At 60.2% G+C, this 25,888-nt stretch carries 21 protein-coding genes and 1 pseudogene; 16 read left to right on the top strand and 6 right to left on the bottom strand.

Going from position 1 to position 25,888, the window contains the following annotated elements:
* Window positions 1-42: 42 nt before the first annotated feature.
* The 7 genes from EOS_RS18350 (at window position 43) to EOS_RS18320 (ending at window position 8,593) form a co-directional block, all read left to right on the top strand.
* Entirely contained in the window at window positions 43-1,386 is a 1,344-nt protein-coding gene (locus EOS_RS18350; RefSeq protein ID WP_047848084.1) for an MFS transporter, read from the top strand.
* A gap of 75 nt (window positions 1,387-1,461) precedes the next feature.
* Complete coding sequence (locus tag EOS_RS18345; protein ID WP_047848083.1) at window positions 1,462-2,007, top strand: hypothetical protein; 546 nt, start codon at window positions 1,462-1,464, stop codon at window positions 2,005-2,007.
* Window positions 2,008-2,050: 43 nt separating this feature from the next.
* Window positions 2,051-3,181, top strand: coding sequence for a porin (locus EOS_RS18340; RefSeq protein WP_053063955.1), 1,131 nt, complete (start codon window positions 2,051-2,053; stop codon window positions 3,179-3,181).
* A 393-nt stretch (window positions 3,182-3,574) separates the two neighbouring features.
* On the top strand, window positions 3,575-5,086 hold the full coding sequence (locus tag EOS_RS18335) for a sugar ABC transporter ATP-binding protein (protein ID WP_047848082.1): 1,512 nt from the start codon (window positions 3,575-3,577) through the stop codon (window positions 5,084-5,086).
* A 24-nt stretch (window positions 5,087-5,110) separates the two neighbouring features.
* Complete coding sequence (locus EOS_RS18330; RefSeq protein ID WP_047848081.1) at window positions 5,111-6,136, top strand: ABC transporter permease; 1,026 nt, start codon at window positions 5,111-5,113, stop codon at window positions 6,134-6,136.
* A gap of 108 nt (window positions 6,137-6,244) precedes the next feature.
* Window positions 6,245-7,186: an ABC transporter substrate-binding protein gene (locus EOS_RS18325; protein ID WP_047848080.1), complete on the top strand. Its 942-nt coding sequence runs from the start codon at window positions 6,245-6,247 to the stop codon at window positions 7,184-7,186.
* 108 nt (window positions 7,187-7,294) lie between these two features.
* Window positions 7,295-8,593 carry an L-fuconate dehydratase gene (locus EOS_RS18320; protein ID WP_047848079.1) on the top strand — a complete coding sequence of 433 codons (1,299 nt, stop codon included), beginning with the start codon at window positions 7,295-7,297 and terminating at the stop codon, window positions 8,591-8,593.
* A 157-nt stretch (window positions 8,594-8,750) separates the two neighbouring features.
* On the opposite strand, the gene EOS_RS18315 is transcribed toward EOS_RS18320, so the two are convergent.
* A complete protein-coding gene (locus EOS_RS18315) occupies window positions 8,751-9,671 on the bottom strand; it encodes a LysR family transcriptional regulator (protein WP_047848078.1) in 921 nt (306 codons plus the stop codon).
* Window positions 9,672-9,912: 241 nt separating this feature from the next.
* Between EOS_RS18315 and EOS_RS18310 the strand changes: the two genes are divergently transcribed.
* Both EOS_RS18310 and EOS_RS48160 read left to right on the top strand, forming a co-directional pair.
* Complete coding sequence (locus EOS_RS18310) at window positions 9,913-10,653, top strand: SDR family NAD(P)-dependent oxidoreductase (protein WP_047848077.1); 741 nt, start codon at window positions 9,913-9,915, stop codon at window positions 10,651-10,653.
* Window positions 10,654-10,701: 48 nt separating this feature from the next.
* Window positions 10,702-10,797 (top strand): annotated as a pseudogene (locus EOS_RS48160) (NADP oxidoreductase coenzyme); the annotation flags it as partial.
* A gap of 104 nt (window positions 10,798-10,901) precedes the next feature.
* On the opposite strand, the gene EOS_RS18305 reads toward EOS_RS48160, so the two are convergent.
* Both EOS_RS18305 and EOS_RS18300 read right to left on the bottom strand, forming a co-directional pair.
* The gene (locus tag EOS_RS18305) at window positions 10,902-11,945 is read right to left on the bottom strand and encodes a 2-dehydropantoate 2-reductase (protein ID WP_047848076.1); all 1,044 of its coding nucleotides are present in this window, start codon (window positions 11,943-11,945) and stop codon (window positions 10,902-10,904) included.
* Between the two features lie 133 nt (window positions 11,946-12,078).
* Window positions 12,079-12,846, bottom strand: a complete 768-nt coding sequence (locus EOS_RS18300) for a class II aldolase/adducin family protein (RefSeq protein WP_047848075.1) — start codon at window positions 12,844-12,846, stop codon at window positions 12,079-12,081.
* Window positions 12,847-13,037: 191 nt separating this feature from the next.
* Here EOS_RS18300 and EOS_RS18295 point away from each other — a divergent pair, with 191 nt between their 5' ends.
* Window positions 13,038-13,742 carry a Crp/Fnr family transcriptional regulator gene (locus EOS_RS18295; protein WP_047848074.1) on the top strand — a complete coding sequence of 235 codons (705 nt, stop codon included), beginning with the start codon at window positions 13,038-13,040 and terminating at the stop codon, window positions 13,740-13,742.
* A gap of 107 nt (window positions 13,743-13,849) precedes the next feature.
* Here the strand turns inward: EOS_RS18295 and EOS_RS18290 are convergent, their stop codons facing one another.
* Entirely contained in the window at window positions 13,850-14,866 is a 1,017-nt protein-coding gene (locus EOS_RS18290) for a LacI family DNA-binding transcriptional regulator (RefSeq protein WP_047848073.1), read from the bottom strand.
* A 201-nt stretch (window positions 14,867-15,067) separates the two neighbouring features.
* On the opposite strand from EOS_RS18290, the gene EOS_RS18285 reads away from it, so the two are divergent.
* The 6 genes from EOS_RS18285 to EOS_RS18260 all read left to right on the top strand — a co-directional run bounded on the left by EOS_RS18285 (window position 15,068) and on the right by EOS_RS18260 (window position 22,662).
* Window positions 15,068-16,207, top strand: coding sequence for an ABC transporter ATP-binding protein (locus tag EOS_RS18285; protein ID WP_047848072.1), 1,140 nt, complete (start codon window positions 15,068-15,070; stop codon window positions 16,205-16,207).
* A 107-nt stretch (window positions 16,208-16,314) separates the two neighbouring features.
* Window positions 16,315-17,568, top strand: a complete 1,254-nt coding sequence (locus EOS_RS18280; RefSeq protein ID WP_047848071.1) for an ABC transporter substrate-binding protein — start codon at window positions 16,315-16,317, stop codon at window positions 17,566-17,568.
* Window positions 17,569-17,633: 65 nt separating this feature from the next.
* Complete coding sequence (locus EOS_RS18275) at window positions 17,634-18,539, top strand: carbohydrate ABC transporter permease (protein WP_047848070.1); 906 nt, start codon at window positions 17,634-17,636, stop codon at window positions 18,537-18,539.
* Between the two features lie 19 nt (window positions 18,540-18,558).
* Window positions 18,559-19,410, top strand: coding sequence for a carbohydrate ABC transporter permease (locus EOS_RS18270; RefSeq protein WP_047848069.1), 852 nt, complete (start codon window positions 18,559-18,561; stop codon window positions 19,408-19,410).
* 37 nt (window positions 19,411-19,447) lie between these two features.
* Window positions 19,448-21,421 carry a beta-galactosidase gene (locus EOS_RS18265; RefSeq protein ID WP_047848068.1) on the top strand — a complete coding sequence of 658 codons (1,974 nt, stop codon included), beginning with the start codon at window positions 19,448-19,450 and terminating at the stop codon, window positions 21,419-21,421.
* An 83-nt stretch (window positions 21,422-21,504) separates the two neighbouring features.
* Window positions 21,505-22,662: a glycoside hydrolase family 53 protein gene (locus tag EOS_RS18260; protein WP_047848067.1), complete on the top strand. Its 1,158-nt coding sequence runs from the start codon at window positions 21,505-21,507 to the stop codon at window positions 22,660-22,662.
* 53 nt (window positions 22,663-22,715) lie between these two features.
* Here the strand turns inward: EOS_RS18260 and EOS_RS18255 are convergent, their stop codons facing one another.
* Entirely contained in the window at window positions 22,716-23,816 is a 1,101-nt protein-coding gene (locus tag EOS_RS18255; protein ID WP_047848066.1) for a porin, read from the bottom strand.
* 151 nt (window positions 23,817-23,967) lie between these two features.
* Window positions 23,968-25,887 carry a CocE/NonD family hydrolase gene (locus tag EOS_RS18250; protein ID WP_047848148.1) on the bottom strand — a complete coding sequence of 640 codons (1,920 nt, stop codon included), beginning with the start codon at window positions 25,885-25,887 and terminating at the stop codon, window positions 23,968-23,970.
* Window position 25,888: the final 1 nt, after the last annotated feature.

The following is a 25,888-nucleotide window of genomic DNA, read 5'->3' as shown; positions in this document are numbered from 1 at the left end:
CGACAGAACCCGGGGCGGGGAATCTTTTTTCTGGAGACGCGCATGAAACTTGCAGAATCGGTCGACATCAAGGCGTTTATCGACGCGCGCAAGATGTCGGCTTACCAGTGGTTGGTACTCGTTCTATGTTTTCTGATCGTCATGATGGACGGTCTGGACACTGCCGTGATGGGCTTCGTGGCGCCCGTCATCATGCATGATTGGAGCGTGAGCCGTGCTGCGTTCGGTCCTGTGATGAGTGCGGCAATGGTCGGGCTGGCGCTCGGCGCGCTCGTCGCGGGGCCCGCTGCCGACCGTGTGGGTCGCAAGAAAGTCCTTATTGGGTCGGTATTCTGCTTCGGCCTGTTCAGCCTGATGTGCGCGTTTGCAGGATCTCCCACCGAACTGATGGTTCTGCGCTTCCTGACGGGTCTCGGGCTTGGCGCCGCCATGCCGAATTCGACGACCTTGCTGTCCGAATACGTGCCGTCGCGCAGCCGGTCGCTGTTGCTCACGATCATGTTCACCGGCTTTAACTTCGGGTCCGGCGGCGGTGGTTTTGTTGCAGCGGCCCTGATTCCTCATTTCGGCTGGCGCGCCGTGTTCATGGTCGGCGGCATCCCGCCGCTCCTGAGCGTGCCATTGCTTCTGTGGCTTCTCCCAGAATCAGCCCGCCTGATGCTTGTGCGCAAGGTTGAGGCCTCTCGTATCGCCGCGACCCTGGGGCGGGTCTGCGGCCACGCCTTCGATCGCGATACGAGGTTTACCGCGCCAGAGCCGGTGGTTTCCGCCAAGGCGCCCGTACGGATGTTGTTCGCGGACGGTTACGCGTTCAGTACGCTCATGCTTTGGCTCACGTACTTCATGGGACTGCTGATCATCTATTTGCTGACCGGCTGGTTGCCGACGCTGATCAAGGACGCAGGCTTGCCCGTTGAACGGGCGGCGGCGATCACCGGGATGTTCCAGCTTGGCGGCACGGTGGGCGCGATCGTGGTCGGGTTTGCGATGGACCGGATGGACCGCAACGGAGTGATCGGCGCTGCTTATCTGCTGGGAGGAGTGTTTATCTTTGCGCTGGGAATGGGCACGCTCAAGTCGAGTCTGCTCCCGATCCTCGTGACTTGCGCCGGCTTTTTCATGAGCGGCGCCCAGACCGGTCTGAATGCACTTGCCCCCACTTGTTATCCGACTCGCGCCCGGGCAACCGGCGTGAGCTGGATGCTGGGGTTCGGCCGGCTCGGAGGCATTCTCGGTTCGCTCGTCGGCGGGGCGTTGCTGTCCCTCGGGTTCAGTTTTTCGACCGTGTTCTCCGTGCTCGCGGTTCCGGCAATCATCGCCGCAGTGGCCATCGTGATGAATCGCCTCGCGCTACGGTTCATTACCAGTCCGATGGCCGATGCGTGAGCCCGTTCAAAGCAGTCTTGCACGTCCAATGGTGTGGTCCATCGGCGTTATATGAGGTTTTTTGAGGAGAGAGACATGGGCAGCAATTTAAGCATGAGCGATAAAGATCTCGACAACGGATTGACGTCGGAGGTTTCCGACAAACCGAGTCGCGAAGCGATCATTCGCGCAGGAGTAGCCGGCGGACTGGCTGGAGCCTTGATCATCTGGATTTACGAAGCTCTTATTTGGGTAGGGGCGCAACACCTGATGCCCTTGGCGGGCATCCCGCGCAATGCAACGGGTTTGGTATTCGGCAAGGGCGTACAAGAGTCGATCGGGATATGGGCGTATGTCGTGGGCACGGGGATCCACTTCGTCTTCGCGATTGCGTGGGGCATTCTCTTCGCCACAATTTGGCCCTACTTTCGCCGGCGCGGGTACGAGGCCACTTTCGTGGCGTTGTTCTACGCCATCTTGGCGTGGGTCGTGATGCATGTGGCGATCATGATCGCCTCCGACAACCACCCGAATTATTACGACCCTGTCGTGATCATTGGTGGGTTCATGTCTCACTTCTGCTTTACCGTGCCGCTTGCCCTGATTGTGAAGAGGCTGTTGGCTTCGCAACCGGGGCGCTGATCCGTCCGATTTTGATCTGATTGGTTTAACGACAGGAGATGACGTGAAAAACGTGAATGATAAAAACAAAGCATTACTAATTATTTCAGTCATTGCCGCGATCGGTGCAGGGCAGGCGCACGCGCAGTCATCGCTGACCTTGTACGGGATCCTTGACGTTTTCGGGGGCTATCAGTCGACGAAAACCGGAGGGAAAAATACGTCTCTGTATGTGCTCGGGAATAACGGGGAACTCACGAGCCGTTGGGGACTGCGCGGAACAGAAGATCTTGGGGGAGGGTACCGCACCACGTTCGCCCTGGAGAGCGGGTTTGATCCGGGAACCGGCAAGCAGCAGAATTCCTACCGCTTTTTTGACCGGCAAGCGTGGGTTGGCATTGCAGCGCCGTATGGCGAAGTGAGGTTCGGCCGGCAGAATACGCCGATGTTCGGATGGAGCGGAAATATGGATGCGTTCGGCGCCGCAACGTATGGGTCTGGCTATAACAATTTCGCCAACTGGCTTGCGCGCGTTGATAACGACATCAGCTACATCTCTCCGAAAGTGGCGAACACTCAGCTCGAAGTTCACTATTCGGTCGGGGGACAACCCGGGACGCTGGCTGGAAATGCCGTCTATCAGGCCGGGGTGCAGACGAACCAGGGTCCGGTTTATTTCGCGTTGGCATATCTGAACGCCGCCAACGCCACGAACACCGTCCGTGTTCAGGAGATCATGGCAGGCGGAAACTACGACTATGGCCGGGGAAAGATCTATATCGGCTTTTTCAGGGCGAATGACGTGATCTCGTCCACGACAGGGAATGCATTGAGCAATCCTGCCGGAAAATACGATCCGACAGTCGGTCCGGTCGGTAACGTGGCTGGCAATTACCACAGCACTTGGTCGTTTTCCGCGGATTACAAGTTCAGTGCTGCCCTGAGCGCCGGTGCCGGATATGCTTTCATCAAGGATAGTTCGTCCCTTGGCAATAACGCTCGCCAGATGAGCGCGATCATGAACTACGACTTGTCAAAGAGAACGCGAGTGTATGGCGTGGTCTCGCGGCTGAACAATTCCAACACTGCGCAGTTCAAGATGGCGGGGGCCAGCATCACAACAGGCTCGTTCCTGACACCAGGCGCAGGTCAGAGTGAAACCGGCGTGCAGGTCGGCATTCGTCACCTGTTCTGATGGTTTATTGCCGCCCGGGTAACTGCGGGCCATTATTCGGGCGGCGCATCGATGTCCCGGGTCCGCGTCTCGCGACTTCGCGATCCACCGGCCTGTTTGAGTGCTGCACACACAAAACACACGCAAAACGGAACGGGTGGGACGGCAAATAGTGGGAAACGAGCGCGAGATGCATTTGCTCAGACACTAGGGAATGCCTACGCTTGAGCCCCTGCCATCCAGCGTCGTAGAATCGTGGCACATCGGTTTTGGGGGCCCAGGAATGCACCTGGCTTCTCGTTGCGATTTTAGCCGCGATTTCAGCCGCAATACCCGGCTACGCCCGGCGCTTTTTCGACCCGCTCCTCGCGATGACGCCAGCGGCGGTCGCGGAATTGTCGTTAAATCCGCGCCGTGATGCCGCTCATTTCCGTCAAAAGGCTCAGCAAGAGCTTTCCCGGCGTGAGGGCGCTTCACGAGGTCCAGTTCGAGCTCATGGCGGGTGAAGTCCATACGCTGGTGGGTGAGAATGGCGCCGGCAAGTCGACGCTGATGAAAATCCTCGCCGGTGTGTACACCCGGGATTCCGGCGAAATCCTCTATGACGGCCAGCCGGTCGAGTTCTCAAGCCCGCGCCAGGCGCAGGCCATGGGTGTCTGCATCATTCATCAGGAACTCCAGTTGATGAATCATCTGAGCGTCGCCCAGAATATGTTCATCGGCCGTGAGCCGCGCGGACGCCTCGGCCTGTTCCTCGACGAAGACAAGCTCAACGCGCAAGCGCGCGACATTCTTGCCCGCATGCATGTGATTCTCAACCCGCGCGCGGTTGTCGGCACGCTCACCGTCGCCAGCCAGCAGATGGTCGAGATCGCCAAGGCTTTGTCCTTCGATTCGCGCGTCCTGATCATGGACGAGCCCACCTCGGCGCTCAACGACGCCGAGATCGCCGAGCTTTTCCGCATCATCCGGGAGCTGAAGAGCCGGGGCGTGGGAATCATCTATATCTCGCACAAGATGGACGAGCTGAAGCAGATTTCCGACCGCGTTACCGTGTTGCGTGACGGGGAATATGTGGCCACCGTCGCCGCCGGGGACACCAGCGTCGAAGCGATCATCGGCATGATGGTCGGCCGGACTTTGACCGACGCCGTGCCTTCTGAGAGCGTCGCGGGCACAGGCGAGGTCGCACTCGAAGTTAAAAATCTGAACGCCGGCCCGCTGGTCAGGGACGTGAGCTTCGCGCTGCGCAAAGGCGAGATATTGGGCTTTGCCGGCTTGATGGGTGCCGGTCGAACCGAGGTCGCCCGAGCGGTGTTCGGCGCCGATCCGGTCGAATCTGGCGAAATTCTAGTGAGAGGCGTGAAGGCGACGATCAGGAGCCCGAGCGATGCGGTGGCGCGCGGTATCGGCTATCTCTCGGAAGACCGCAAGCGCTTCGGCCTTGCGACCGGAATGGACGTCGAATCGAACATCGTGATGTCCAACTTGCCCAAATTCCTGTCGCTCAACTTTTTCTTGCGCCGCGCTCAGATACGCCGGACAGCTTCCCATTTCATCAATCTGCTCGCGATTCGTACGCCCTCCGCGACGCAGCAGGTGCGGCTTCTCTCGGGCGGTAATCAGCAGAAAATCGTCATCGCGAAATGGCTTGAGCGCAACTGCGACGTGCTCTTCTTCGACGAACCGACGCGCGGCATCGACGTCGGCGCCAAGAGCGAAATCTACAAGCTCCTGCGCTCGCTTGCGAGCGAAGGCAAGGCGATCGTGATGATCTCGTCGGAACTGCCGGAAATCTTGCGCATGAGCGACCGCATTGTCGTGATGTGCGAGGGCCGTATCACCGGCGAGCTCTCAGCCACAGAGGCGACGCAAGAGCGCATCATGCAATTGGCGACGCAGCGTGAAACCTTAAAAGCGGCGTGAGCCTCGAGAGGAGAGGTCCATTTTATGACACTGCCATCGGATACTTCGGCGCTGGCTAATGAGGGACGGCCGTCCGGCCTCAGAGCCCGCCTCTTCGCACCGGCCGCTCTGCAAAAGCTGCTCGCCTTCGCGAGCCTGATCCTGCTGCTGGTCTTTTTCAGCTTCGCCTCGCCCGCTTTCATGCAGACGGACAATATGCTCGGGATTCTGCAGGCGACGGCGGTCAACGGCGTTCTGGCGATCGCCTGCACGTTCGTCATCATCACCGGCGGCATCGATTTGTCCGTGGGCACGTTGATGACCTTCACGGCGGTCATTTGCGGCGTGTTTCTGACCTATTGGCATTTGCCGATGTGGATCGGCGTCGTTGCTGCGATCGGGACGGGCGCAATCTGCGGGACCATTTCGGGAACCCTCACGGCGAAGATGAAAATACCGCCATTCATTGCCACCCTGGGCATGATGCTGTTGCTGAAAGGGCTTTCGCTTGTCGTCTCGGCCGACAAGCCGATCTATTTCACCGACACCGAAAACTTCTACAGGATCTCTCAGGATTCGCTGATCGGCTATGTACTGCCGAGCCTTCCTATTCCGAACGCGGTCCTGATCCTGTTTTTTCTGGCGGTCGTGAGTTCGATCACGCTTAATCGCACGGCGCTCGGCCGCTACACATTTGCGCTCGGCAGCAACGAAGAAGCCGTACGTCTTTCAGGCGTGAATGTCGACAGGTGGAAGATCGCCATTTACGGCCTGGCGGGAGCAATTTGCGGCGTCGCCGGGCTGCTCATCGCCTCGCGCCTGAATTCGGCCCAGCCGGCGCTAGGCCAAGGCTATGAACTCGAAGCGATCGCCGCCGTGGTCATCGGCGGGACCTCGCTCAGCGGCGGTGCAGGCACGATCCTGGGCACGATCATCGGCGCTTTCATCATGAGCGTGCTGACCAACGGCCTGCGCATCATGTCCGTCGCCCAGGAATGGCAGATCGTGGTGACAGGCCTCATCATCATTCTCGCGGTTTATGCCGATATTTTGCGGCGCAAGAAAAGCTGACGAAGGCTGACGAAGGTTGATGCTGCACAGGACAAGATCAAGAAAGGGAGCGCCAAAGGCTCCCACAACGGCTGAAGGTTAATGGCCCACCTTAGGAGGAGAACCACCATGTTGAAAAGAAGACTAATCGGTGTCGTGGTCGGCGTTGGCGCGCTCATTGGCGGGACGAGTCTTGCGCGCGCGGACGAAGCCTACATTCCGCTCATATCGAAAGGTTTCCAGCACCAGTTCTGGCAGGCCGTCAAAGCCGGCGCAGAACAGGGGGCGAAGGAGCATAAGGTCAGGATCACCTTCGAGGGTCCGGAAACCGAGGCCATGGTCGATAAGCAGATCGACATGCTCTCGGCCGCGCTCGCCAAGAAGCCCCAGGCGCTCGGCATCGCCGCGCTCGACAGCAAAGCGGCTATTCCCCTGTTGAAGAGGGCGCAGGCCGCCAAAATACCGGTCATCGCTTTCGACTCCGGCGTTGACAGCGACATTCCGCTGACGACGTGTGCGACGGACAATATTGCCGCGGCCGCACTCGCCGCCGACAAGATGGCCGAGGCGATCGGCGATTCCGGTGAGGTCGGCTTGGTCGTACACGACCAGACCAGCCGCACCGGCATCGATCGCCGCGACGGCTTCCTGAATGAGATGAAGGCGAAGCACCCGAACATTAAAATTGTCTCGGTCCAGTATGGCGGCGGCGACCATCTGAAGTCGGCGGAAATCGCCAAGACGATGATCCAGGCCAATCCCAATCTCAAGGGCATTTTCGGCGCGAATGAAGGCTCGGCGGAAGGTGCGGCGATCGGCGTCAAGGAATCGGGTAAAAAGCTCGTCCTGATTGGCTACGACTCCGGCAAGGAGCAGAAGGAGGACATCAATTCGGGCCTGATGGCCGGCGCCATCACGCAGAACCCGGTGGGCATCGGCAAATGCGTGGTCGACTCCGCGGTGAAGGCGCTGAAGGGCGAGAAGCTGCCGAAGAAAGTCGACACGGGCTTCTATTGGTACGACAAGAGCAATATGAGCGATCCCAAGATCGCTGCCGTGCTCTACGATTGACCGTCGCCGCCAGGGCGCGGCGAGAGAGGACGGGTCGCGGCGCCTTTTGACGCCACGGCCCTCTTTGCTTATTGGAAGGCGATAGCTGTCGCCCAGGAGAGTGTTCAGATGCCCACGATCACCAAGCTGTCTGTTCGGGACATTCGGTTTCCGACCTCGCGTTCACTCGATGGCTCCGATGCGATGAACGCCGCGCCGGATTACTCCGCCACCTACGTGACGCTCGAAACCGATTCGCCGCAGACGCTCACAGGCCATGGCCTGACCTTCACCATTGGGCGCGGCAACGAGATCTGCGTGAGTGCGGTACAGGCGCTTCCCCCGCTGGTTGTCGGCAAAACGCTCGAGGATATCGCCGCGAACATGGGCGCTTTCTGGCGCGCTCTGACGTCAGATAGCCAGCTGCGCTGGATCGGCCCGGACAAGGGGGCAATTCATCTGGCGACGGCGGCTGTCGTGAATGCGGCCTGGGACCTGTGGGCCAAAGCGGAAGGCAAGCCGGTGTGGAAGCTGCTTGTCGACATGAGCCCGGAAGAGCTCGTGCGTTGCCTCGACTTTCGCTATGTGACCGATGCGATCACGCCGCAGGAAGCCATCGCCATGCTGCACCGCCATGCAAAGACCCGAGGCGAGCGCGAAAAGGAGATGCTGGCGCACGGCTATCCGGCCTACACGACGTCGGCCGGCTGGCTCGGCTACGACGACGACAAGATCCGCCGGCTCGCCCGTGAAGGCGTCGCGCAAGGCTGGACGCACTTCAAGCAGAAGGTGGGCGGCAATCTCGAAGAAGATATGCGCCGGGCTCGCATCCTGCGCGAAGAAATCGGCGAGAACCGGAAACTGATGATGGATGCGAACCAGGTGTGGGATGTCGATGAAGCGGTCGCGAACATGCGGCGCCTGGCGCAATTCGATCCGTGGTGGATCGAGGAACCGACGAGCCCCGACGACATTCTCGGCCACGCGGCCATCCGCCAACGGATTCGGCCGATCGGCGTAGCGACGGGTGAGCACTGCCATAACCGCGTGATGTTCAAGCAGTTGCTGCAGGCGCAGGCAATCGACTTCTGTCAGGTGGATAGCTGCCGCCTGGGCGGTCTGAACGAGGTGATCGTCGTCCTGCTGATGGCGGCGAAATTTGGCGTGCCCGTATGTCCGCACGCGGGCGGTGTGGGCTTGTGCGAGTATGTCCAGCACATTTCGCTGTTCGACTATATCTGCGTGTCGGCGTCGCTGGAGAACCGGGTGCTCGAGTACGTGGATCATCTGCATGAGCATTTTGTCGATCCTGTCGTGATTCGAAACGGCCGTTATATGCCGCCGCAACGTCCCGGCTACAGCATCGAAATGCATGCGGCGTCGCTCGATCAGTATGACTTTCCTGAGGGTCCGGCGTGGCGGGCCTGAGGCAGTGCGCCCGAGGCCTTTGTATTCGACACACATGCGGCGGGCAGTCGCGCCAGATCGTCTGAAGCGTCGAACTGCCGATGTCCAACATGACTGATAGTGGGCAGCAGTCGGGCATTTCCGGTCGGTCACGAGTGACCGTTTGCGAAATACCTACCTAAGGCACCTGGACGGCATCGGGTTGCTGCCACAAGGTCTTCAAGTGGTCGACGAACCATTTGCCTGCAGGCCCAGGCGGTTGCGAAGGCTGGTGAAATGCGGACATCGTCAACATGAAACCTGTGCGCGGCATGTCGTCCACATCCAGAACGACCAACGTGCCTGCAGCGATGTCTTTCTCGACCATGTGCAAGGGCATCCCTCCCCATCCCACGCAGTCTTTGAGGAACGCATATTTGGTAGACAAGTCCGCCAGACGCCAAGTCGACGGCGATGCGACGGCGAAGTCCCGACCGGCCGTGAGGTCGGACCTGTCGGTGAGCACAAGTTGTACATGTTTCGCCAGCTCGCGCCGTGGTATCCGATGACCAAAGCTCGCGAGCGGGTGACATGCTGCAGCGACCGCGACCAACGGCAATTCGCCTAGTCGCTCGCTAATCAATGAGGGAAATGCCTGCGGCAACGGCGGCAGGATGCCCAGGCTGCATCGGCCGTCCAGAACAGGTTGATAGGCCGCTCCCAAGCCCTCGACGAAGAGGCGCAGTGGCGTCAACGGAAATGAGCTCGCGAACGCTTTCGCGACGGCACTGACAACGGCGGTCGGAAAGAATACGTCGACCACTACCGAGAGTTCAGCCTCGACGCCCGAAGTCATGAGCTTGGCACGCGCCTTTAGCGTGTCCACCCCTGACACGATGTTGCGGGCGTCTGCGAGCAGAAGCGCCCCTTGTGGCGTGAGCTTTGGAAAACGACCCGAGCGGTCAAAGAGTTCGACCCCAATTTGGTCCTCCAGCCCACTGATCCAGCCGCTCACCGCTGACTGAACGCGGTTGAGCTTCCGAGCCGCAGCCGAAAAGCTGCCTTCATCCACGGCGCTGATGAAGGTTCTGAGCTGGTCCAGGGAGACGCCATCAAGCATTCGAGTGTCCTTCCATCTCAATCACAGATGGTTTGCATCTCAATATAGCGTCTTTTCAGAAGTGTCGTTGGTCGTCACCATCCGTACCTATGCAGCCAGACTGCCCGCGAAAAGTAGTAGCTCGTTCGGCGGCGTGCAGATCTACGACCGTCCGACCAAGGAATCTTCATGACTTATTCAATCATCGGCACCGACAACGTCGGTATCCATCGTTAACTTCAACTCTTAAAAGGTAAATCGTATGTCCACTCTCGCAGGAAAGACTGCCGTCATCAGCGGCGGAACGAGCGGTATCGGCTTAGCGATCGCCCAGCGATTTGTTGCCGAAGGCGCCCACGTCTTTATCTTTGGTCGTCGGCAAGCACAGGTCGACGAGGCCGCCAAACTGATCGGACGCAACGTCACCGCCATCCAGGCTGACGCTGCGAACCTCGATGACCTCGACCGTGTCGCTGCGGCAGTGAGGGACGAAAAGGGTGTCGTCGACATCATCGTGTCGAACGCGGGCTTTACGGAGCAGGCTTCGATCGACACCATCACGCCTGAGCATTTCGACAAGGCATTCAACCTCATGGCCCGCGGCCCCGTCTTCCTGGTGCAGAAATTGCTGCCGATGATGACAGGTGGCGGATCGATCGTTTTGGTCTCGTCGGCCATGCACGTCATGGGCATTCCTGGCCACACCGCCTACGCGGCGACCAAGGCGGCGTTGCGTTCCTATGCCCGCACCTGGGCTGCGGAATTCAAGGATCGCGGCATTCGCGTCAACCTGCTCAGCCCTGGCGTCACCGACACCCCGATTCTCGACTCTCAGTCGGCGACACGCGAGGATCTGGTGAACATGTACCAGAGCATGGTCCCGATCGGTCGGCTCGCTCGGGCTGAGGAGATTGCCAGCGCGGCGCTCTTCCTGGTGTCCGACCAGAGTTCGTACGTGACGGGTGCGGATCTGATGGCAGATGGTGGTATCGGCCAAGTCTGAGACCCGAGGGTCTCAGACACGATCTTTCAATACACAAAGGAGATTTCAATGAGCTACGCAATCATCGGGCTTGGCAAGATCGGAGCGGCCATCGCCCAGGTGTTCGCCAGCCGGGTGATCGAAGTAGCCGTGGCAGGCAGGCGACACATTGCGGTCCTTCGTACCTCACCAAATACGACCAACAGCAAGGGTGATGTCGGGACGCTTCGACGGCGGATGTTGAAGAACGGATGCGCGTCCGCCGGCGTTCAGATTCTGTCGTGCACAGGCAACGAGGCACCCGCTGCAGCCCGTAGATCAGCAAGCAGTGCTTCGCCCGACCATGAAGGGCGCACGTCGGCTCGCTCCGCTTCCCGCACGAGTTCGCATAGCCGTTCGTTCACCGGTGCCGTTTGCCCAAGGCATTGAGCGAGGCGCACGACCTCGCCGTTGATCCAGTCGATTTCCGTGGTGCGCCCCATCGCCAGGTCGTCGGACATCGACGAGCGCGCGAGCGGATCGATCGTCAGCATCGTGCGGCCCAGCCGTTCAAACAACGCATCAGGTACGCCGAGAACACGCGGTATCCAGGTGACCGGAAGCGGCGTCACTCTGGCGGGTCGTATGTCGGCCCGCTTAAGAAGCGCGAGCGCTTCTTTCTGCGCCATGCCAAGGCAGATCCGATAGGCCCGTTGCGAGAGCTCCTCCTTCAAAGGCCGGTTCGCTAACGCGTTGATTGCATTGTTGAGGTTGAGCAACAGCTTCGCCCACTGCACCGGCAACATGTCGACGTGCTGGATCAACGGCAGACCCGCCTTCCTGAACTCGTCAACGAACGGCTGCATGGCCGGCGTATGCTTGATCTCCAGCTCGCCCGCGGAACCTTGATGAAAAGCGCCAGGGCCGCGTTCGACGACATTGAATGGCACCATGCCCGCAAGCACCGTGCTCTGTGGCAGCGCGGCGCGCAGCACGTCCGCATTGCCAACGCCGTTCTGGAAGCTCACGACGATCGTGCCGGGGCGAAGCACGTTCGCCAGTTCTGCGGCGGCCGCGGGTGTCGCGGCAGACTTGACGGTGACGAGCACGAGATCGGCTGCGGCGGCGGTGGCCGCGGCCGTCGACACGTCAGTCCGCTCGGGCGGCACATGCCAGTGGCGATCGTCGTGCCGCGACAGCGTGATGCCTTGACCGCGCAACTGGTTGGCCATGCGCGCACGCCCAATGAAGCTGACGTCGCTGCCCCCGGCAAGAAGCCTCCCGCCAACATAGCAACCAATAGAGCCGGCGCCGTAGATACAGATTTTTGCCATACAGGTTCTCACGTGACCTACCCCATTCCGTCCGCGATGCGTTGAATCGGCAAACGCGGCCCATGACGCTTACGCCGTTCGCTCAGCACATGCCATCGCATCGTACGCAGTGCATCGTGCGAACGGACCACGGTCAGTCAGCATAGCCGGGGTTGCGGCGGTCGAGCCGACGCAGCAGCCCGGGCCACACCAGCGCCCCTGCCGTGACGCCCCGCGTCGCCATCCGGATCTGGTCCTTGATGCCGTCGAGAATCTGCTGCGCAATCAGAGTCAACGGTCCGCCACCTGCTTGGGCACGCACCTGAATCATGCAGGACGCTTCAAAGAAGTACATGGCGACGAAGGCATCCGCTGGCGTAGCGCCGACCGTCAGCAGACCATGGTTGCGCAGCATCAGGTAGGTGTTGCTTCCGAGGTCCTGAACGAGACGAGGCTTCTCGGCTTCATCGAGTGCGATGCCCTCGTAGTCGTGGTAGCCGAGCGACGCCAGCACGCCCAGTGACTGCTGGGAGAGTGGCAGCAACCCCGCTTCCTGAGCCGACACGGCCACGCCGTTGACCGAGTGAGTGTGCATCACGCAATGGGCGTCTTCGCGTGCCGCATGCACGGCGCTATGGATCGTGAAGCCGGCCGGATTGACGTCGTACGGCGATTCGGAAACCTTGTGGCCGTCGAGGTCGATCTTGACCAGCGAAGACGCCGTGATTTCGTCAAACATCATGCCGTACGGGTTGATCAGGAAATGATGTTCGGGACCGGGCACGCGCGCCGAGATGTGGGTAAACACCAGATCGTCCCACCCAAACAGCGCTGTGAGACGGTACGCGGCCGCGAGATTGACTCGCGCTTCCCATTCGGCAGGTGAGACGTCGTTCTTCAGACTGACAGCAGATGAGGCCACGTCGACACTCCTTATTCAATGATTCAAGCAATGGAATAACCTGAGACAACGCCTTGGGAAATCGCTCATTGGGTCGCGGCGACGCAGCAGGTGCATCAAGGGCCAAAGTCATGGCGTCGTCCGATGCGAGTCCACATAATGTTCGCGACCCCGCCTAAAATCTGTCAGATACCCGACAAGTCAGCACGCCAATGGAATCCAGTCTGCACCGCTACCGGTCACAACTCGAAACGACTCCGTGGTTCCGGGGCCTGCCCGTCGAGTTGCGGGACTCCCTCGTTAGCCATGCCACCCTGATCACGCTGGAGAAGGGCCAATTCCTGTATCGGCGCGGCGACCGGTCTTATGGCCTGTACGCCGTGCTGGGCGGCGCACTCGCTATCGGCACGCTCGGGGTGGATGGGAAAGAGGCGTTGCTCGCGGTGCTCGGACCGACTGCATGGGTAGGGGAAATCTCGTTGTTCGATGGCCTACCACGTCCGAACGACGTCACTGCCGTCAGCAGGACGCTTTTGCTGCACGTGCCCGAGCCCGCGCTGCAGGGTCTGCTCGATTCCACGCCCCGTTATTGGCGAGACTTTGCGTTGTTGATGACGCAAAGACTTCGGGTTTCGTTCGAGAACGCCGAAGCGATGACCCTGTTGCCCGCGGCACAGCGCGTGGCGAATCGTTTGCTGATGATCGCTGGAGGTTATGGCGGTCTCAACGCCTCGCAGAGCAGGATAAGGGTCTCGCAAGACAGCCTGGCTTCAATGGTGTCGCTTTCGCGACAGACTACTAATCAGTTGCTCAAGAACCTCGAAAGTCAACGCATATTGAGCCTGAAGTCCGGGGAAATCGCCATTCTGGATTTCGACCGATTGCGCGCAGCCAGTCTCGGCGATCCAAATCCGTGACTATCACGCCGTTTCGTCACGTCCTGGGTTGGTGCGCCGCTCATGAGGCTGGCACCATAGCATTGCCGATGTCGACCGCTAACGTTCGGTGGTCCGATAGCTCCAGCTCATCCCGCTCGCCGTGGACCCGTCGATGCGCGCACAACGAGTTGCGGCGGCGGAGCAAGGACCATCGACGGCTGCAGTGATGGCTCCTCGATCAGGCGGATAAGCCGATCGATCGACAACTCCGCGATTGCCGCAGTCTGGATCGCGACGGTCGTCAACGCAGGATGCACCTGATGCGCCAGTTGGATGTCCGTAATACCAATGACCGACACGTCATCGGGCACCGCGCGGCCAAGCGTGATCAAAGCCTGCGCCGCGCCGATCGCAAGCAGATCGTTGGTCGCGAAAATGGCGGTCAGATGCGGCCGGTTTGCCATCAATTGCATGCAGGCGGCGTAGCCGGCGTCGATCGAGTCGCGTATCTGCAGCACCGCGCCGGCGTCTGTTTCGATCCCTGCCTCGTGCATCGCCGCGCGAAACCCATTCGAACGCGCATCCTGCAAGCCGCCGCAACCGTCACCGATCAGCATGCCGATGTCGTGGTGGCCAAGTTCGAGCAGATGCCCGGCGGCAAGTGCGCCCGCCCGTGCAAAATCCACGGCGATGCAAGGTAACGCGGGTGGAGTCTCCGGGTGCTCCCACATGGCCAGCAGGATCGGCGCGTTGTGCGTGGCCGAAGCGCACAGGTCGTTGATGGCGATGTCCGTGTTCATCACGAGGACACCGTCCGCCAGCGTTCCCGCGATCTGGTTCAGATACGCACGGCCGATCTCCGCGTCGTCGTCAGTATTGCAAACCATCAGGAAGTGACCCGCTTTGCGCGCCGCGCGCTCGGCTGCCAACACGAACTCGGGGTAGAACGGGTTGGATATGTTCGACAGCATCAAGGCCAAGGTCGACGAGCGGCCCTCGGCCAGCGCGCGCGCGTTCAAATTGGGCCGGTAGCCGAGATCGGCGATCGCCTTCAGCACGCGGTCAGCGGTTTCCGGGCGGACCTTTTCTCGATTGCGCAGAACGTTGGAAACGGTTGCGGCGGTGACGTGCGCGCGCTTCGCAACTTCGGACAGGGTGACCATTTTCTATTTATCCCACATTCAGGGAACGCACTTCAAATGTTGCAAGCGGTTGGCGGCGTTGATAACTTCTGGAAAACACAACGGAGACACCCACCATGAATTTTCCCGCGAGACTCGAATTTAAGCGATTAAATGCCTGCCGTACAAGGGTCGGTCGTTTATTTTTTTCGAAAATTTAAGCGGTTAAATCCGGGAGGCAGCATGGCGACAATTCGTCTTACGAACGTGCAGAAGTCGTACGGTGACCATCCGCCGGTCATCCGGCGCGTGAATCTCGATATCGCGCAGCACGAGTTCTGCGTTTTTCTAGGGCCATCGGGTTGCGGCAAGTCGACCCTGCTGAGAATGATCGCAGGGCTCGAAGACCTGAGCGAAGGCGAGCTGCACATCGGCGGCCGTTTCGTGAACGATGTTCCCGCTGCCGGGCGCGGAGTCGCGATGGTGTTCCAGAGCTACGCGTTGTTTCCGCACATGACCGTGTTCGACAACATGGCGTTCGGCCTGAAAATCGCGAAGCAGCCCAAGGACGTCATCGACCGGAAGGTGCGTGAAGCCGCGCGCATTTTGCAGCTGGACAGCTTCCTCGATCGCTTTCCAAAAGCATTGTCGGGCGGCCAGCGGCAGCGCGTGGCGATCGGCCGGGCCATCGTGCGCGAACCCGGCGTGTTTCTGTTCGACGAACCGCTGTCGAATCTCGACGCCGCGCTGCGCGCACAGACGCGTGTCGAAATCGCTCGCCTGCACCAGCGCTTTGCGAACGCGAGCGTTGTCTATGTGACCCACGATCAGGTTGAAGCGATGACGCTCGCCGACAGGATCGTGTTATTGCACGCAGGTGCGGATACCGAGCGTTTCGGGAGCGTCGCGCAGACCGGCGCGCCACTCGATCTGTATCACCATCCGAAGTCGCGGTTTGTTGCGGGCTTCATCGGTTCGCCGAGAATGAATTTCGTCGACGCCGTTGTCGATTCGATCGGCGCGGGCCGTGTAACGGTCACGCTGGCGAAAAGCGGCGAACGGCTAGTCGCCTATGTCGACGGCCAGCACCTGCAGCGCGGCCGGCCGGTCACGCTTGGCGTGCGACCGGAACATCTGTGTCTCGATGTCGACGGGCAGGCCATCCAGTGCGTCACGGTGCTATCGGAACGGCTCGGCGAGCACAGCTATATTCACGCGGATCACGCGGCCGGCATGCTCGTCGCGAAAGCCCCCGGCGATACGCCGATCGGCTCGGGCGAGCGCATCCGCGTTCATGTCCCACCTTCCGCATGTCATTTGTTCGACGCAGATGGAATTGCACTGCGGCGCAGTCCGCTCGAGCCTGAGCGAGCTGCGGCGTAAAGCACAGCCGCACAGCCGAATTCACCAAGCCGAATTCCGCCACAGAGCGGTTAACTCGCCTGGCAGCCGCGCGCTGCCGGTCAACAAAGTAGTCAAGGAGACAAAAGATGATTGCTCTTCGCCTTCGCCGTCTGGCGCATGTGTCGATTGCGGCCGCAGTGGTTGCCGGCGCGCTCTGCTGCGCTGCGGCCGATGCCGCCACGCTTACCGTCAATGTATCGGCGCGCGGTAATCAACGCTCGACCTGGCAGGACGCGTTCGACAAGTTCAAAAAAGCCAATCCAGACGTCGACCTCAAGGTGACCTACATCACCGAAGAGGCCTACAAGGTGCAGATGGGCGGCTGGCTCGCCACCGATCCGCCCGACATCGTGTCGTGGCACGACGGCGAACGGATGGCGTATTACGCGCAACGCGGTCTGCTCGAGGACCTGTCGCCGGACTGGAGCAAGAACGGCTGGTCGCAACAGTACGCGTCGGTCAAGGAAGCGTCGACGTATAAGGGTAAGCAGTACGCGGCGCCCCTCGGTTACGACGCATACGGTTTCTTCTATCGCAAGGATCTGTTTGAAAAGGCCGGCATCAAGGGCGAGCCGAAAACGTGGGATGAATTTCTCGATGCCTGCAAGAAGCTGAAGGCAAGCGGCGTTGCGCCGATTGCCGTTGCCGCGCGCGATAGCTGGACGCTTGCCGCGTGGTTCGACTATCTCGACCTGCGCATCAACGGCAACGCATTCCATCAGCAATTGATGGCAGGCGAAATTCCGTACACCGATCCGCGCGTGAAAAAAGTCTATGCGGCGTGGAAAACGCTGATCGACGGTCACTACTTTATCGACGATGCGTTGTCCTACGATCTCGATTCGATTGCGCCTTTCCTGGCGAACGGCAAGGCATCGATGATGCTGATGGGCACGTTTTTCTCGGCGAGCATTCCGGCGTCCATAAGACCGCAGACCGGCTTCTTCCGTTTCCCGGTGATCGACGCGAATGTGCCGACAGCCGAAGACGGTCCGGTCAACGTCCTGCTGATTCCGGCGAAGGCAAAAAACAAGGCCGACGCCCACAGGTTGCTGGCCTTCATGGAGCAGCCGCAGATCAACGCGGATCTTGCGAAGGGCTGGGGTCAACTGCCGTCGAACAGCCAGTCGGCCGAACCTGAAGACGAGATTTCGAAGGTCGGTTTCCAGACGCTTGCGAATACCAAGGGCGGCATCGCGCAGTTCTACGATCGCGACATGACGAAGGAAATGGCCGACGAAGGGATGAAAGCGATGCAGCAGTTCTATAGCGATCCGTCGCAGCTCGATGCCGTGCTCGTTCGCCTCGAAGCGACGCGCAAGCGCATCTACAAGAAGTAATCCCCGAAGCGCCAGCGGCGTATCAACGGCTGGCGCTCGCCTTCGATTACCGACAAGGCCCGATCATGTCTCATTCCGCAGCGCGCCGGTTACCGGCGGCTCAGCACCGCCACGTCTCGACGACACGCCGTCATCAGCACCGCGCCGCGTTTTTCTTCCTGTTGCCGGGCTGTGCGTTGTTTTGCCTGTGCGTGGTCTACCCGATCATCAGCAGCATTTCGCTCAGCTTCTACAACTGGGATGGAATGACACCGAAGACGTTCGCAGGCTTCGATAACTACATCGAGCTGTTCCACTCGGACACGTTCTACACGGCGCTTAAAAACAATCTGATCTGGCTTGCGTTTTTCTTGTTGGCGCCGCCGCTCGGCCTCGCGTTCGCGCTATACCTGAACCAGCAGATGCGCGGCATGCGGGTCGTCAAGTCGCTGTTCTTCGCGCCGTTCGTACTCTCGGGCGTGGTCGTCGGACTCGTGTTCAGCTGGTTCTACGACCCAACCTTCGGCCTGCTGCGCCTGTTCGTCGGCCACGGAATTCCAGTGCTCGGCGATCCCCATACCGCGACCTTCGGCATCATCTTCGCCGCGCTCTGGCCGCAGACGCCTTTTTGCATGGTGCTGTACCTCACGGGCCTGACCTCCATCAATCCAGAAGTCGTGGAAGCGGCGCGCATGGAGGGTGCGAGGGGCGTGCGTCTGTTGTGGCACGTGATCCTGCCGCAATTGCGGCCCGCTACCTTCATGGCCGTGGTGCTGACCGTGATCGGCGCGCTGCGCAGCTTCGACCTGATTGCCGTGATGAGTGGCGGCGGTCCGTTCGACAGCTCCACCGTGCTCGCCTATTACATGTACGACCAGGCCATCAAGTACTACCGCGAAGGCTATTCCGCGGCAATCGCCGTCGTGCTGTTCGCCATCATGCTCGTCTACATCGTGTTCCATCTGCGCCGCATGCTGCGCGAAGAACGCTGATTTCCAGGAGTCACGTGCCATGTATCCGCTTCCCGTTGAACGCTGGAAACCGCTCAACCGCGCGCTGTACAAAGCGTCGCTGCCACTCGCGCTGCTGGTGTGGTTACTGCCTATGCTGGCCGTGCTCGTCACGTCGATCCGCTCTTCGGACGAACTGTCGCAAGGCGACTACTGGGGTTGGCCGAAGCATTTCGCGCTGATCGAAAACTACGGCACCGCGCTCACGCAAACGCCGATGCTTCATTACTTCGCCAACAGTGTGCTGATCACGGTGCCGTCGGTGTTCGGCGCGATCCTGCTGGCGTCGATGGCGGGTTTTGCTTTGGCTACCTACCGGTTCCCGGGCAACACCGCCGTGCTATTCGCGTTCGTCGCCGGCAACTTCGTGCCGATCCAGATACTGATGATCCCGGTACGCGACATGGCGCTGAAAGTGGGCCTGTTCAATAGCGTGTGGGCGCTGGTGATTTTCCATGTGTCGTTCCAGACCGGCTTTTGCACGCTGTTTCTGCGCAATTTCATCAAGCAGTTGCCGTTCGAGATGATCGAGGCCGCGCGCGTGGAAGGCGCGAGCGAATGGGCCATCTACTTGCGTATCGTGCTGCCGCTGATCCGGCCCGCGCTCGCTGCGCTCGGCATCCTCGTGTTCACGTTTGTCTGGAACGACTACTTCTGGGCGCTGTGCCTCACGCAAGGCGACGAGGCCGCGCCGATCACAGTGGGCGTCGCCGCGCTCAAAGGGCAATGGACAACCGCGTGGAACCTGGTCGCCGCCGGCTCGGTGCTGGCCGCGCTGCCCTCCGTGCTGATGTTCTTCGCGATGCAAAAGCATTTCGTCGCAGGCCTTACTTTCGGTGCAAGCAAGGGCTGATCGCCCGTTTGCCGTTATCTACCAGCGAGACTCTCTCATGCAACTTGGTGTGTGTTATTACCCGGAACAATGGCCACGCTCGATGTGGGCCGACGATGCAAGGCGTATGGCCGAACTCGGCATTACGCATGTGCGGATTGCTGAATTCGCGTGGAGCCGGATGGAGCCGCGCGCCGGAGAATTCGTCTGGGAATGGCTCGATGAAGCCATCGATACACTGGCGGCTGCGGGACTGAAACTCGTGCTGGGCACGCCGACCGCGTCGCCGCCGAAATGGTTGATCGACGCGCACCCGGACGTGTTGCCGGTGCGTGCGGACGGCGTGCGCTGGAATTTCGGCTCGCGCCGCCACTACGACATTTCCAGCGAAACCTATCGGCGCGAGTGCGTGCGTTTCGTCACCGCGATGGCAGAGCGCTATGGACAGCATCCCTCTATTGTCGCGTGGCAGACCGATAACGAACTCGGCTGTCACGATACCGTGCCGAGTTATTCGAGCGCCGCACTAACGCGCTTTCACGCGTGGCTCAAGCGCCGTTATGAGAACGTCGATGCGCTGAATGACGCGTGGGGCAATGTGTTCTGGAGCATGGAGTATTCGTCATTCGAGGCGATCGGCTTGCCGAACCTCACGCCCACCGACGCCAATCCGATCCATCTGCTCGACTTCCGCCGCTTCATGTCGGATGAGGTGGCAAGCTTCCATCGCGAGCAGATCGAGGTGCTGCGGCGCCATGCGCCCGCGGCCGACCTGTTGCATAACTTCATGGGATTTTTCACAACGTTCGATCATTACCGGTTTGCCGAAGGCAACGCGCTCGATGTGGCCGCATGGGACAGCTATCCGATCGCGCGAACCGAATCGATCGCGCTGCCCGAAGAGCAGAAGGCCCGTTACGCACGCACCGCGCATCCCGACGTCTCTGCGTTCGACCACGATCGCTACCGGGCGATCGGCGCAGGACGTTTCTGGGTGATGGAGCAGCAGGCCGGACCGGTGAACTGGGCAACGTGGAATCCGGTGCCGGCGAAGGGCATGGTCAGGCTCTGGGCCTACGAGGCGTTCGCGCACGGCGCGGAACTGGTGTCGTATTTCCGCTGGCGCCAGTGCCCGTATGCGCAGGAGCAGATGCATTCCGGGCTCAATCTGCCGAACAACGAACTGTCGCCAGGCGGCCTCGAGGTGCAGCAGGCGGCGCGCGAGATTGCGGAATCGGCTGCGCTGTCCGGACTCGGGGCACCGGCCCGCGCAGCCACCGCCGTTGTGTTCGACTACGAGACGCAGTGGATGTTCGAGATTCAGCGTCATGGCAAAACCTTCGACTACCAGACACTGGTGTTCGATTACTACGAGGCGTTGCGCGAACTCGGCCTCGACGTCGATATTGTCTCGAGCAAAGCCGATCTGACGCAGTACCGGCTGGTGGTCGTGCCGAGCATTGCCGTGATCGACGACGCGCTCGTCGACCAGATCGAGCAGAGTTCAGCGCAATGGGTATTCGGTCCGAGGAGCGGCTCGAAGACACCTGCATTCGCGATTCCTTCCAGCCTCCCGCCCGGCGCGCTGCAACGCGTATTGCCGATGCAGGTGCTCGAGGTGGAAACACTGCGCCCGACGCTTGCGCCCGCGGTTTGTATCGGCGACACGCACGGTGTTGCGATGCATTGGCGTGAACACGTTCGTGCGAATAGCGAGACACGTGTCGATGCGCAGTTCAACGACGCATGGCCGGCGATCCTCGCCAGCGGACGGGTTCGCTATGTGGCGGCGTGGTTGTCGCACGCGTTGCATCGCGCGGTTTTGGAGCAGGCGGCGAAAGATGCAGCCATCGAGGTGCAACTGCTGGCTGACGGCTTGCGCATTCGCCGACGCAGCGATCTGACCTTCGCGTTCAACTTCGGAGCGGAGCAAGTGCAAGCACCCGCGCCAGCCAATGCGACTTTTGTGCTCGGGCAGCCGCAGCTTGCAACTGGCGAGGTCTGCGCGTGGAGGGACGCGCAAACCCGCTGAATCAGCAGGAGGAGGGTGGTATCGGAGGCAAGGATTTAAGCGCTTCAACCCGGAGCAGGCAATCAATAAATGGAGGATGACAGATGAACAGAAGAGAAATGATGGGATGGCTGGCGTCTGCTGCTGCGCTCGGCGTTGGCGCGGCGGTCGGCGCACCGGCCGTGGCGGGTTCACTGGAGTTGTTCGGCCGCGACAACCGGTTTGCGAAGGGCGCAGACGTGTCGACGCTGCTGGAACTGGAAGCACACGGAGCGAAGTTTTACGAGCACGGCGTGCCGCTCGACTGTCTGCTGATTCTGAAGAGCCACGGGGTCGACTCGATTCGCATCAAGGTGTGGAACGATCCTGGCAATCCGAACTTCTATCCGGCCGACCAGAGCCCCGCTGCCGGTTACAACAATGCCGAACACGTGCGCGCGCTGGCTCGCCGTGCCGCCGCGCTCGGCATGCGCGTGCTGATCGACTTCCACTACAGCGACTGGTGGGCCGATCCGGGAAAGCAGTATCCGCCTCATGATTGGGCCGGCAAGGATCTCGTGCAAACGTGTACGGCGTTGTCCGAATACACATCGAATGTCCTTGAGATGCTGAAGCGGGACGGCGTGCATCCCGAGTGGGTTCAGGTCGGCAACGAAATCACCGGCGGGATGCTATGGCCGCTCGGCAAGTACGACCAGTGGGATAACCTCGCGCAGTTGCTCAAGGCTGGGCACGACGCGGTCAAATCGGTCGATGAGCGCATCAAGGTCATGCTGCACCTCGACAGTGGCGGCAACAATGCGACGAGCCGCTGGTGGTTCGACAGCGCGACACAGCGCGGCGTCACGTTCGATGTGATCGGCCTGTCCTACTACCCGCAGTGGCAAGGTTCGCTAAGCGACCTGCAGAACAATGCGAACGATCTTGCGACGCGCTATGACAAGGATGTGATGGTCGTCGAGACCGCGTATCCGTGGACGACCAGCGACGGCGATTCGGAACCCAACGCGATGACCAATACCGGCTCGTCCACTTTCCCGCCAACGCCTGCCGGCCAGGCGCAATTTCTCGGTGCGGTGACGGACATCGTGGCGGCGATACCCGGTGGCCACGGCAAAGGCGTGTTCTGGTGGGAGCCCGAATGGATACCGACTCCGAACGTCGGATGGAAAGTCGGCGCCGGCGATCAGTGGGACAACAACACGTTGTTCGATTTTCATGGGAACGCGTTGCCTTCGCTGGATGCGTTTCGGAGGCGCTAGCCAAATATACCGAGCGTCACTGTCGAAAACAGTGACGCAGACTGGGAAGATTTTTAGAACTTCTGCCGAATGCCGGTGACAGCCAAGAACTGAGTGTGGCTGCTCGACGCACCCGATGTCCCTTCAATCGCAGCAACCGCGCCGCTCGAGCGTTGATAGATCAAATCGATATACACATCAGTCCGCTTCGACAGGAAATACTGCAAGGCGCTTGTAGTCTGCCAGTAGTGCCAACTCGCAGGCTTGGTATTCGCCGACACCTCGGTATACGTCTCGCCGAGCGCAGCCCTGAGCGCGGGCGTAATCTGATAGCGAATGCTGGCCTCCGCGTTCTGATACGTCTGGTGATGCGAAGCCGGTGTCAGATCGAAGGTCGTGCTCGTGTACATCAGACCGACACTCGCTCGGCCAAAATCGTAGAGACCGCCTGCGCCATAGATCTGCTGCTTCGTCACGCCTTTGATGAAGGTAAAGTAGTTATCCGAAGGAATTGCACCGGTGGTGTCGACCGCGGGATTGTCGAGACGAACGTACGCTGCACCAAGACGCCATGGGCCGCCCGCGTAGGACGCGCCCACACTGTATGAACGGTTCGTCGCAAAGTTGCCGGCGTTGTTGCTGAAGCCATACATGGAATTGATCTGCAAACCATGAAACGTCGGCGTTACGTACTTCACGGAGTTATCCGTGCGGAACGTATTATTCAGATCGTCGGTGTCGAACGGATGGGTGCCGTATTGTGAGGTATCCGCCGAGACCTGCAGCGGCTCGAGCGAGTCCTGTGCCGCGTTGTACTGACGCCCGAACGTCACTGCGCCCCATTTGTCGCTGGACAACCCGACCCACGCCTGGCGCCCGAACATGCGGCCATTTGCGCTTGCCACGCCAGTCTGCAAATTGAAGCCGTTTTCAAGCCGGAAGATCGCCGCGTTGCCGCCGCCCAGATCTTCTTTGCCGATCAGACCCCAGCGCGAGCCCTGTTCGCTTCCGGCCGTCGCCTGGTAATTACTTTTGCCACCCTGATTACTCGTATAAGTAAATCCTCCATCGACAATGCCATATAACGTCACCGTCGATTGAGCGTGTGCGGTCGTCGCGATAAAGCCGAGTCCTACCGACGCGGCCAATATTGCACGCGGAGTGTGCTTGTGCATGATCCTTCCTCTGTAGTTGATTGCTTTGAGTTTTGCTGCTGGCTTGATGCATGAAAAAATCTGGCGACAGTTGTCCCTGACGCCCGATGGAACGGGCGCCGCTGCATAGGCTTCGAGGGCTTTCCGGCGAGTACCGGCCCTTACTGCGGGATTAGTGGCCGGCGAGCGCCTCCAGGCCTCTGAGCGCGTTGACAGGCACTATCGGGAGCACCAGATGCGAAGGATTGTCCGCTCCCAGGTACACGGTATTCACGGCAATTCGCGGAGCGCGCGCCAGGGCAGGTGATTCACCGCTATTCGGATTGACATCGAAATGGGGGAAATTACTGCTCGATATATCCAGTCGAATCCGGTGCCCGCGCTTGAATAAATTCGCGGTCGCAAAGGGTTCGATTTTTATTTCATATATGCGGCCCGATTCGAGAAACTCGGGTTTGCTCCACGACTTATGAAAACGGCAGCGGAAAATACCATCGGTCAGGTTCATTGCGAAGCCTTCCGGATAATCGCTGTTGGGTGGACACATATCGATCAGCTTGGCGGTGAAATCGGTATCGGGCGCATCCGACGAGATCCACAACCTCACGATGACCGGCCCCACGACCGCCATGTCTTCTTCCAGCGGCGGCGTTTCGAATACAACAATGTCATTGCGCGCGGCGAGCGGGACGCCCGGATTGCGTGCGCCGAAGAAGCGTTCATCTTCGCGCTGGTCGAACGCGCCACCTTCAAAAACCGGCGCCCCCGATGTCAGTGCTCCACCGATGGTAGGGACAGGATTCGACGGATCGAACGCATACGAAACAGATGCGTCCGCTTCTGCAGGTAGTTGCTCCGACAAGACGCCGCCTTCGCGCAAGTAAAAACAGGTGAAGCGCGTGTCGGCCAGCGGCCATTGCGATGACTGAATCCACGCGCCGCCATGTTGCATGCGTCCTTCCGCGTTGCGGGCGCCACTTCCTCCGCCCATCAGGAAGATCCTTGCAACAGGATCGGGCTGCGTGACTTCTGATGTAGCCGGCTTCAGCCACCGGTCGAACCATTGCGCGCGAAACGCAAGCCAGTCCTCCGCAATCCGCCCTTCGATCATGGCGGCAGGCCCAAAATCGACGTCACCGCTGAACGGCACATTGCGATCGCCATGCAACCACGATCCCATGATCAGATAGGTCGGCGCAGCAACGGGATCGAGCTTCGACAAGGCCGCGAAGTTATCCATGGTCGAGCGTACATATGCGTCGTACCAGCTCGACATCAGGACGGTCGGAACGCGCGCCATGGTGTCATAGAAGCCTTCTGCGTAAATGCCGGGCTGCTGCCAGAATTCATCGAAGGTTTCGTGTGTCCATTGATCGAACAGATACCGCTCGTATTCAGGCACGAAGCGCAACGGTGACCGACCCGGCCGCCACGGCATGCGTGAAAACCATTCCTTCAGATCTTGCGCATCGAGTGCTGCCTTGAGCAACGGATCGTTCAATACCGCCTGGCTCCCCTTTGCCTGATTCACCGCCCAGGTTGCCTGCTTGAGTTCGAAGGCGCCGCCTTGCCGGATGCCGCATTGATAGCTGTTGGCAAAGCCGCCCGAGTCAATCACCATGCACACGAGGCCAGGCGGATTCATGCACGCAGCGGCCATTTGCGTGTGTGCTGCATAAGAGAGACCCATGGTGCCGACGCGGCCCGTCGACCACTCCTGCTGCGTGATCCATTCGAGCGTGTCATAACCGTCCGGCCCTTCGGACAGGTACTTGGTGAACTCGCCTTCCGATGCATGCCGTCCGCGGCAATCCTGGAACACGACCGCGAAGCCGCGGGCAACGAAATACGCGGCAATATCGCCACGACACGCTGCCGGCTTTCCACGGTTGATCTCCGAACGCGACACTTCACGCTTGCCATAAGGCGTGCGCTCGAGAATTGTCGGCAATGGTGCGTCGATACCCGGACGAAAACCTGCCGGCAGGTAAACGTCCGTGGCGAGGCGCACGTCATCGCGCATGGGGATCATGAACTCGGTGCAAGCTGCGTCCTGTCCGGATGCAGCGTCGAATGTGTTGTTGTGAACCATA

Source organism: Caballeronia mineralivorans PML1(12), assembly GCF_001028175.1.
GTDB classification, from domain to species: Bacteria; Pseudomonadota; Gammaproteobacteria; order Burkholderiales; family Burkholderiaceae; genus Caballeronia; species Caballeronia mineralivorans.
The sequence above is the reverse complement of the archived record's forward strand: the minus strand, read 5'-3'. Positions and strand labels throughout refer to the sequence as shown.

Coding starts and splice junctions, on each gene's coding strand:
- EOS_RS18350 (WP_047848084.1), top strand. CDS start 43: ATGAAACTTGCAGAATCGGTCGACATCAAGGCGTTTATCGACGCGCGC.
- EOS_RS18345 (WP_047848083.1), top strand. CDS start 1,462: ATGGGCAGCAATTTAAGCATGAGCGATAAAGATCTCGACAACGGATTG.
- EOS_RS18330 (WP_047848081.1), top strand. CDS start 5,111: ATGACACTGCCATCGGATACTTCGGCGCTGGCTAATGAGGGACGGCCG.
- EOS_RS18325 (WP_047848080.1), top strand. CDS start 6,245: ATGTTGAAAAGAAGACTAATCGGTGTCGTGGTCGGCGTTGGCGCGCTC.
- EOS_RS18320 (WP_047848079.1), top strand. CDS start 7,295: ATGCCCACGATCACCAAGCTGTCTGTTCGGGACATTCGGTTTCCGACC.
- EOS_RS18315 (WP_047848078.1), bottom strand. CDS start 9,671: ATGCTTGATGGCGTCTCCCTGGACCAGCTCAGAACCTTCATCAGCGCC.
- EOS_RS18310 (WP_047848077.1), top strand. CDS start 9,913: ATGTCCACTCTCGCAGGAAAGACTGCCGTCATCAGCGGCGGAACGAGC.
- EOS_RS18305 (WP_047848076.1), bottom strand. CDS start 11,945: ATGGCAAAAATCTGTATCTACGGCGCCGGCTCTATTGGTTGCTATGTT.
- EOS_RS18295 (WP_047848074.1), top strand. CDS start 13,038: ATGGAATCCAGTCTGCACCGCTACCGGTCACAACTCGAAACGACTCCG.
- EOS_RS18290 (WP_047848073.1), bottom strand. CDS start 14,866: ATGGTCACCCTGTCCGAAGTTGCGAAGCGCGCGCACGTCACCGCCGCA.
- EOS_RS18285 (WP_047848072.1), top strand. CDS start 15,068: ATGGCGACAATTCGTCTTACGAACGTGCAGAAGTCGTACGGTGACCAT.
- EOS_RS18280 (WP_047848071.1), top strand. CDS start 16,315: ATGATTGCTCTTCGCCTTCGCCGTCTGGCGCATGTGTCGATTGCGGCC.
- EOS_RS18275 (WP_047848070.1), top strand. CDS start 17,634: ATGTCTCATTCCGCAGCGCGCCGGTTACCGGCGGCTCAGCACCGCCAC.
- EOS_RS18270 (WP_047848069.1), top strand. CDS start 18,559: ATGTATCCGCTTCCCGTTGAACGCTGGAAACCGCTCAACCGCGCGCTG.
- EOS_RS18265 (WP_047848068.1), top strand. CDS start 19,448: ATGCAACTTGGTGTGTGTTATTACCCGGAACAATGGCCACGCTCGATG.
- EOS_RS18260 (WP_047848067.1), top strand. CDS start 21,505: ATGAACAGAAGAGAAATGATGGGATGGCTGGCGTCTGCTGCTGCGCTC.
- EOS_RS18255 (WP_047848066.1), bottom strand. CDS start 23,816: ATGCACAAGCACACTCCGCGTGCAATATTGGCCGCGTCGGTAGGACTC.
- EOS_RS18250 (WP_047848148.1), bottom strand. CDS start 25,887: ATGGTTCACAACAACACATTCGACGCTGCATCCGGACAGGACGCAGCT.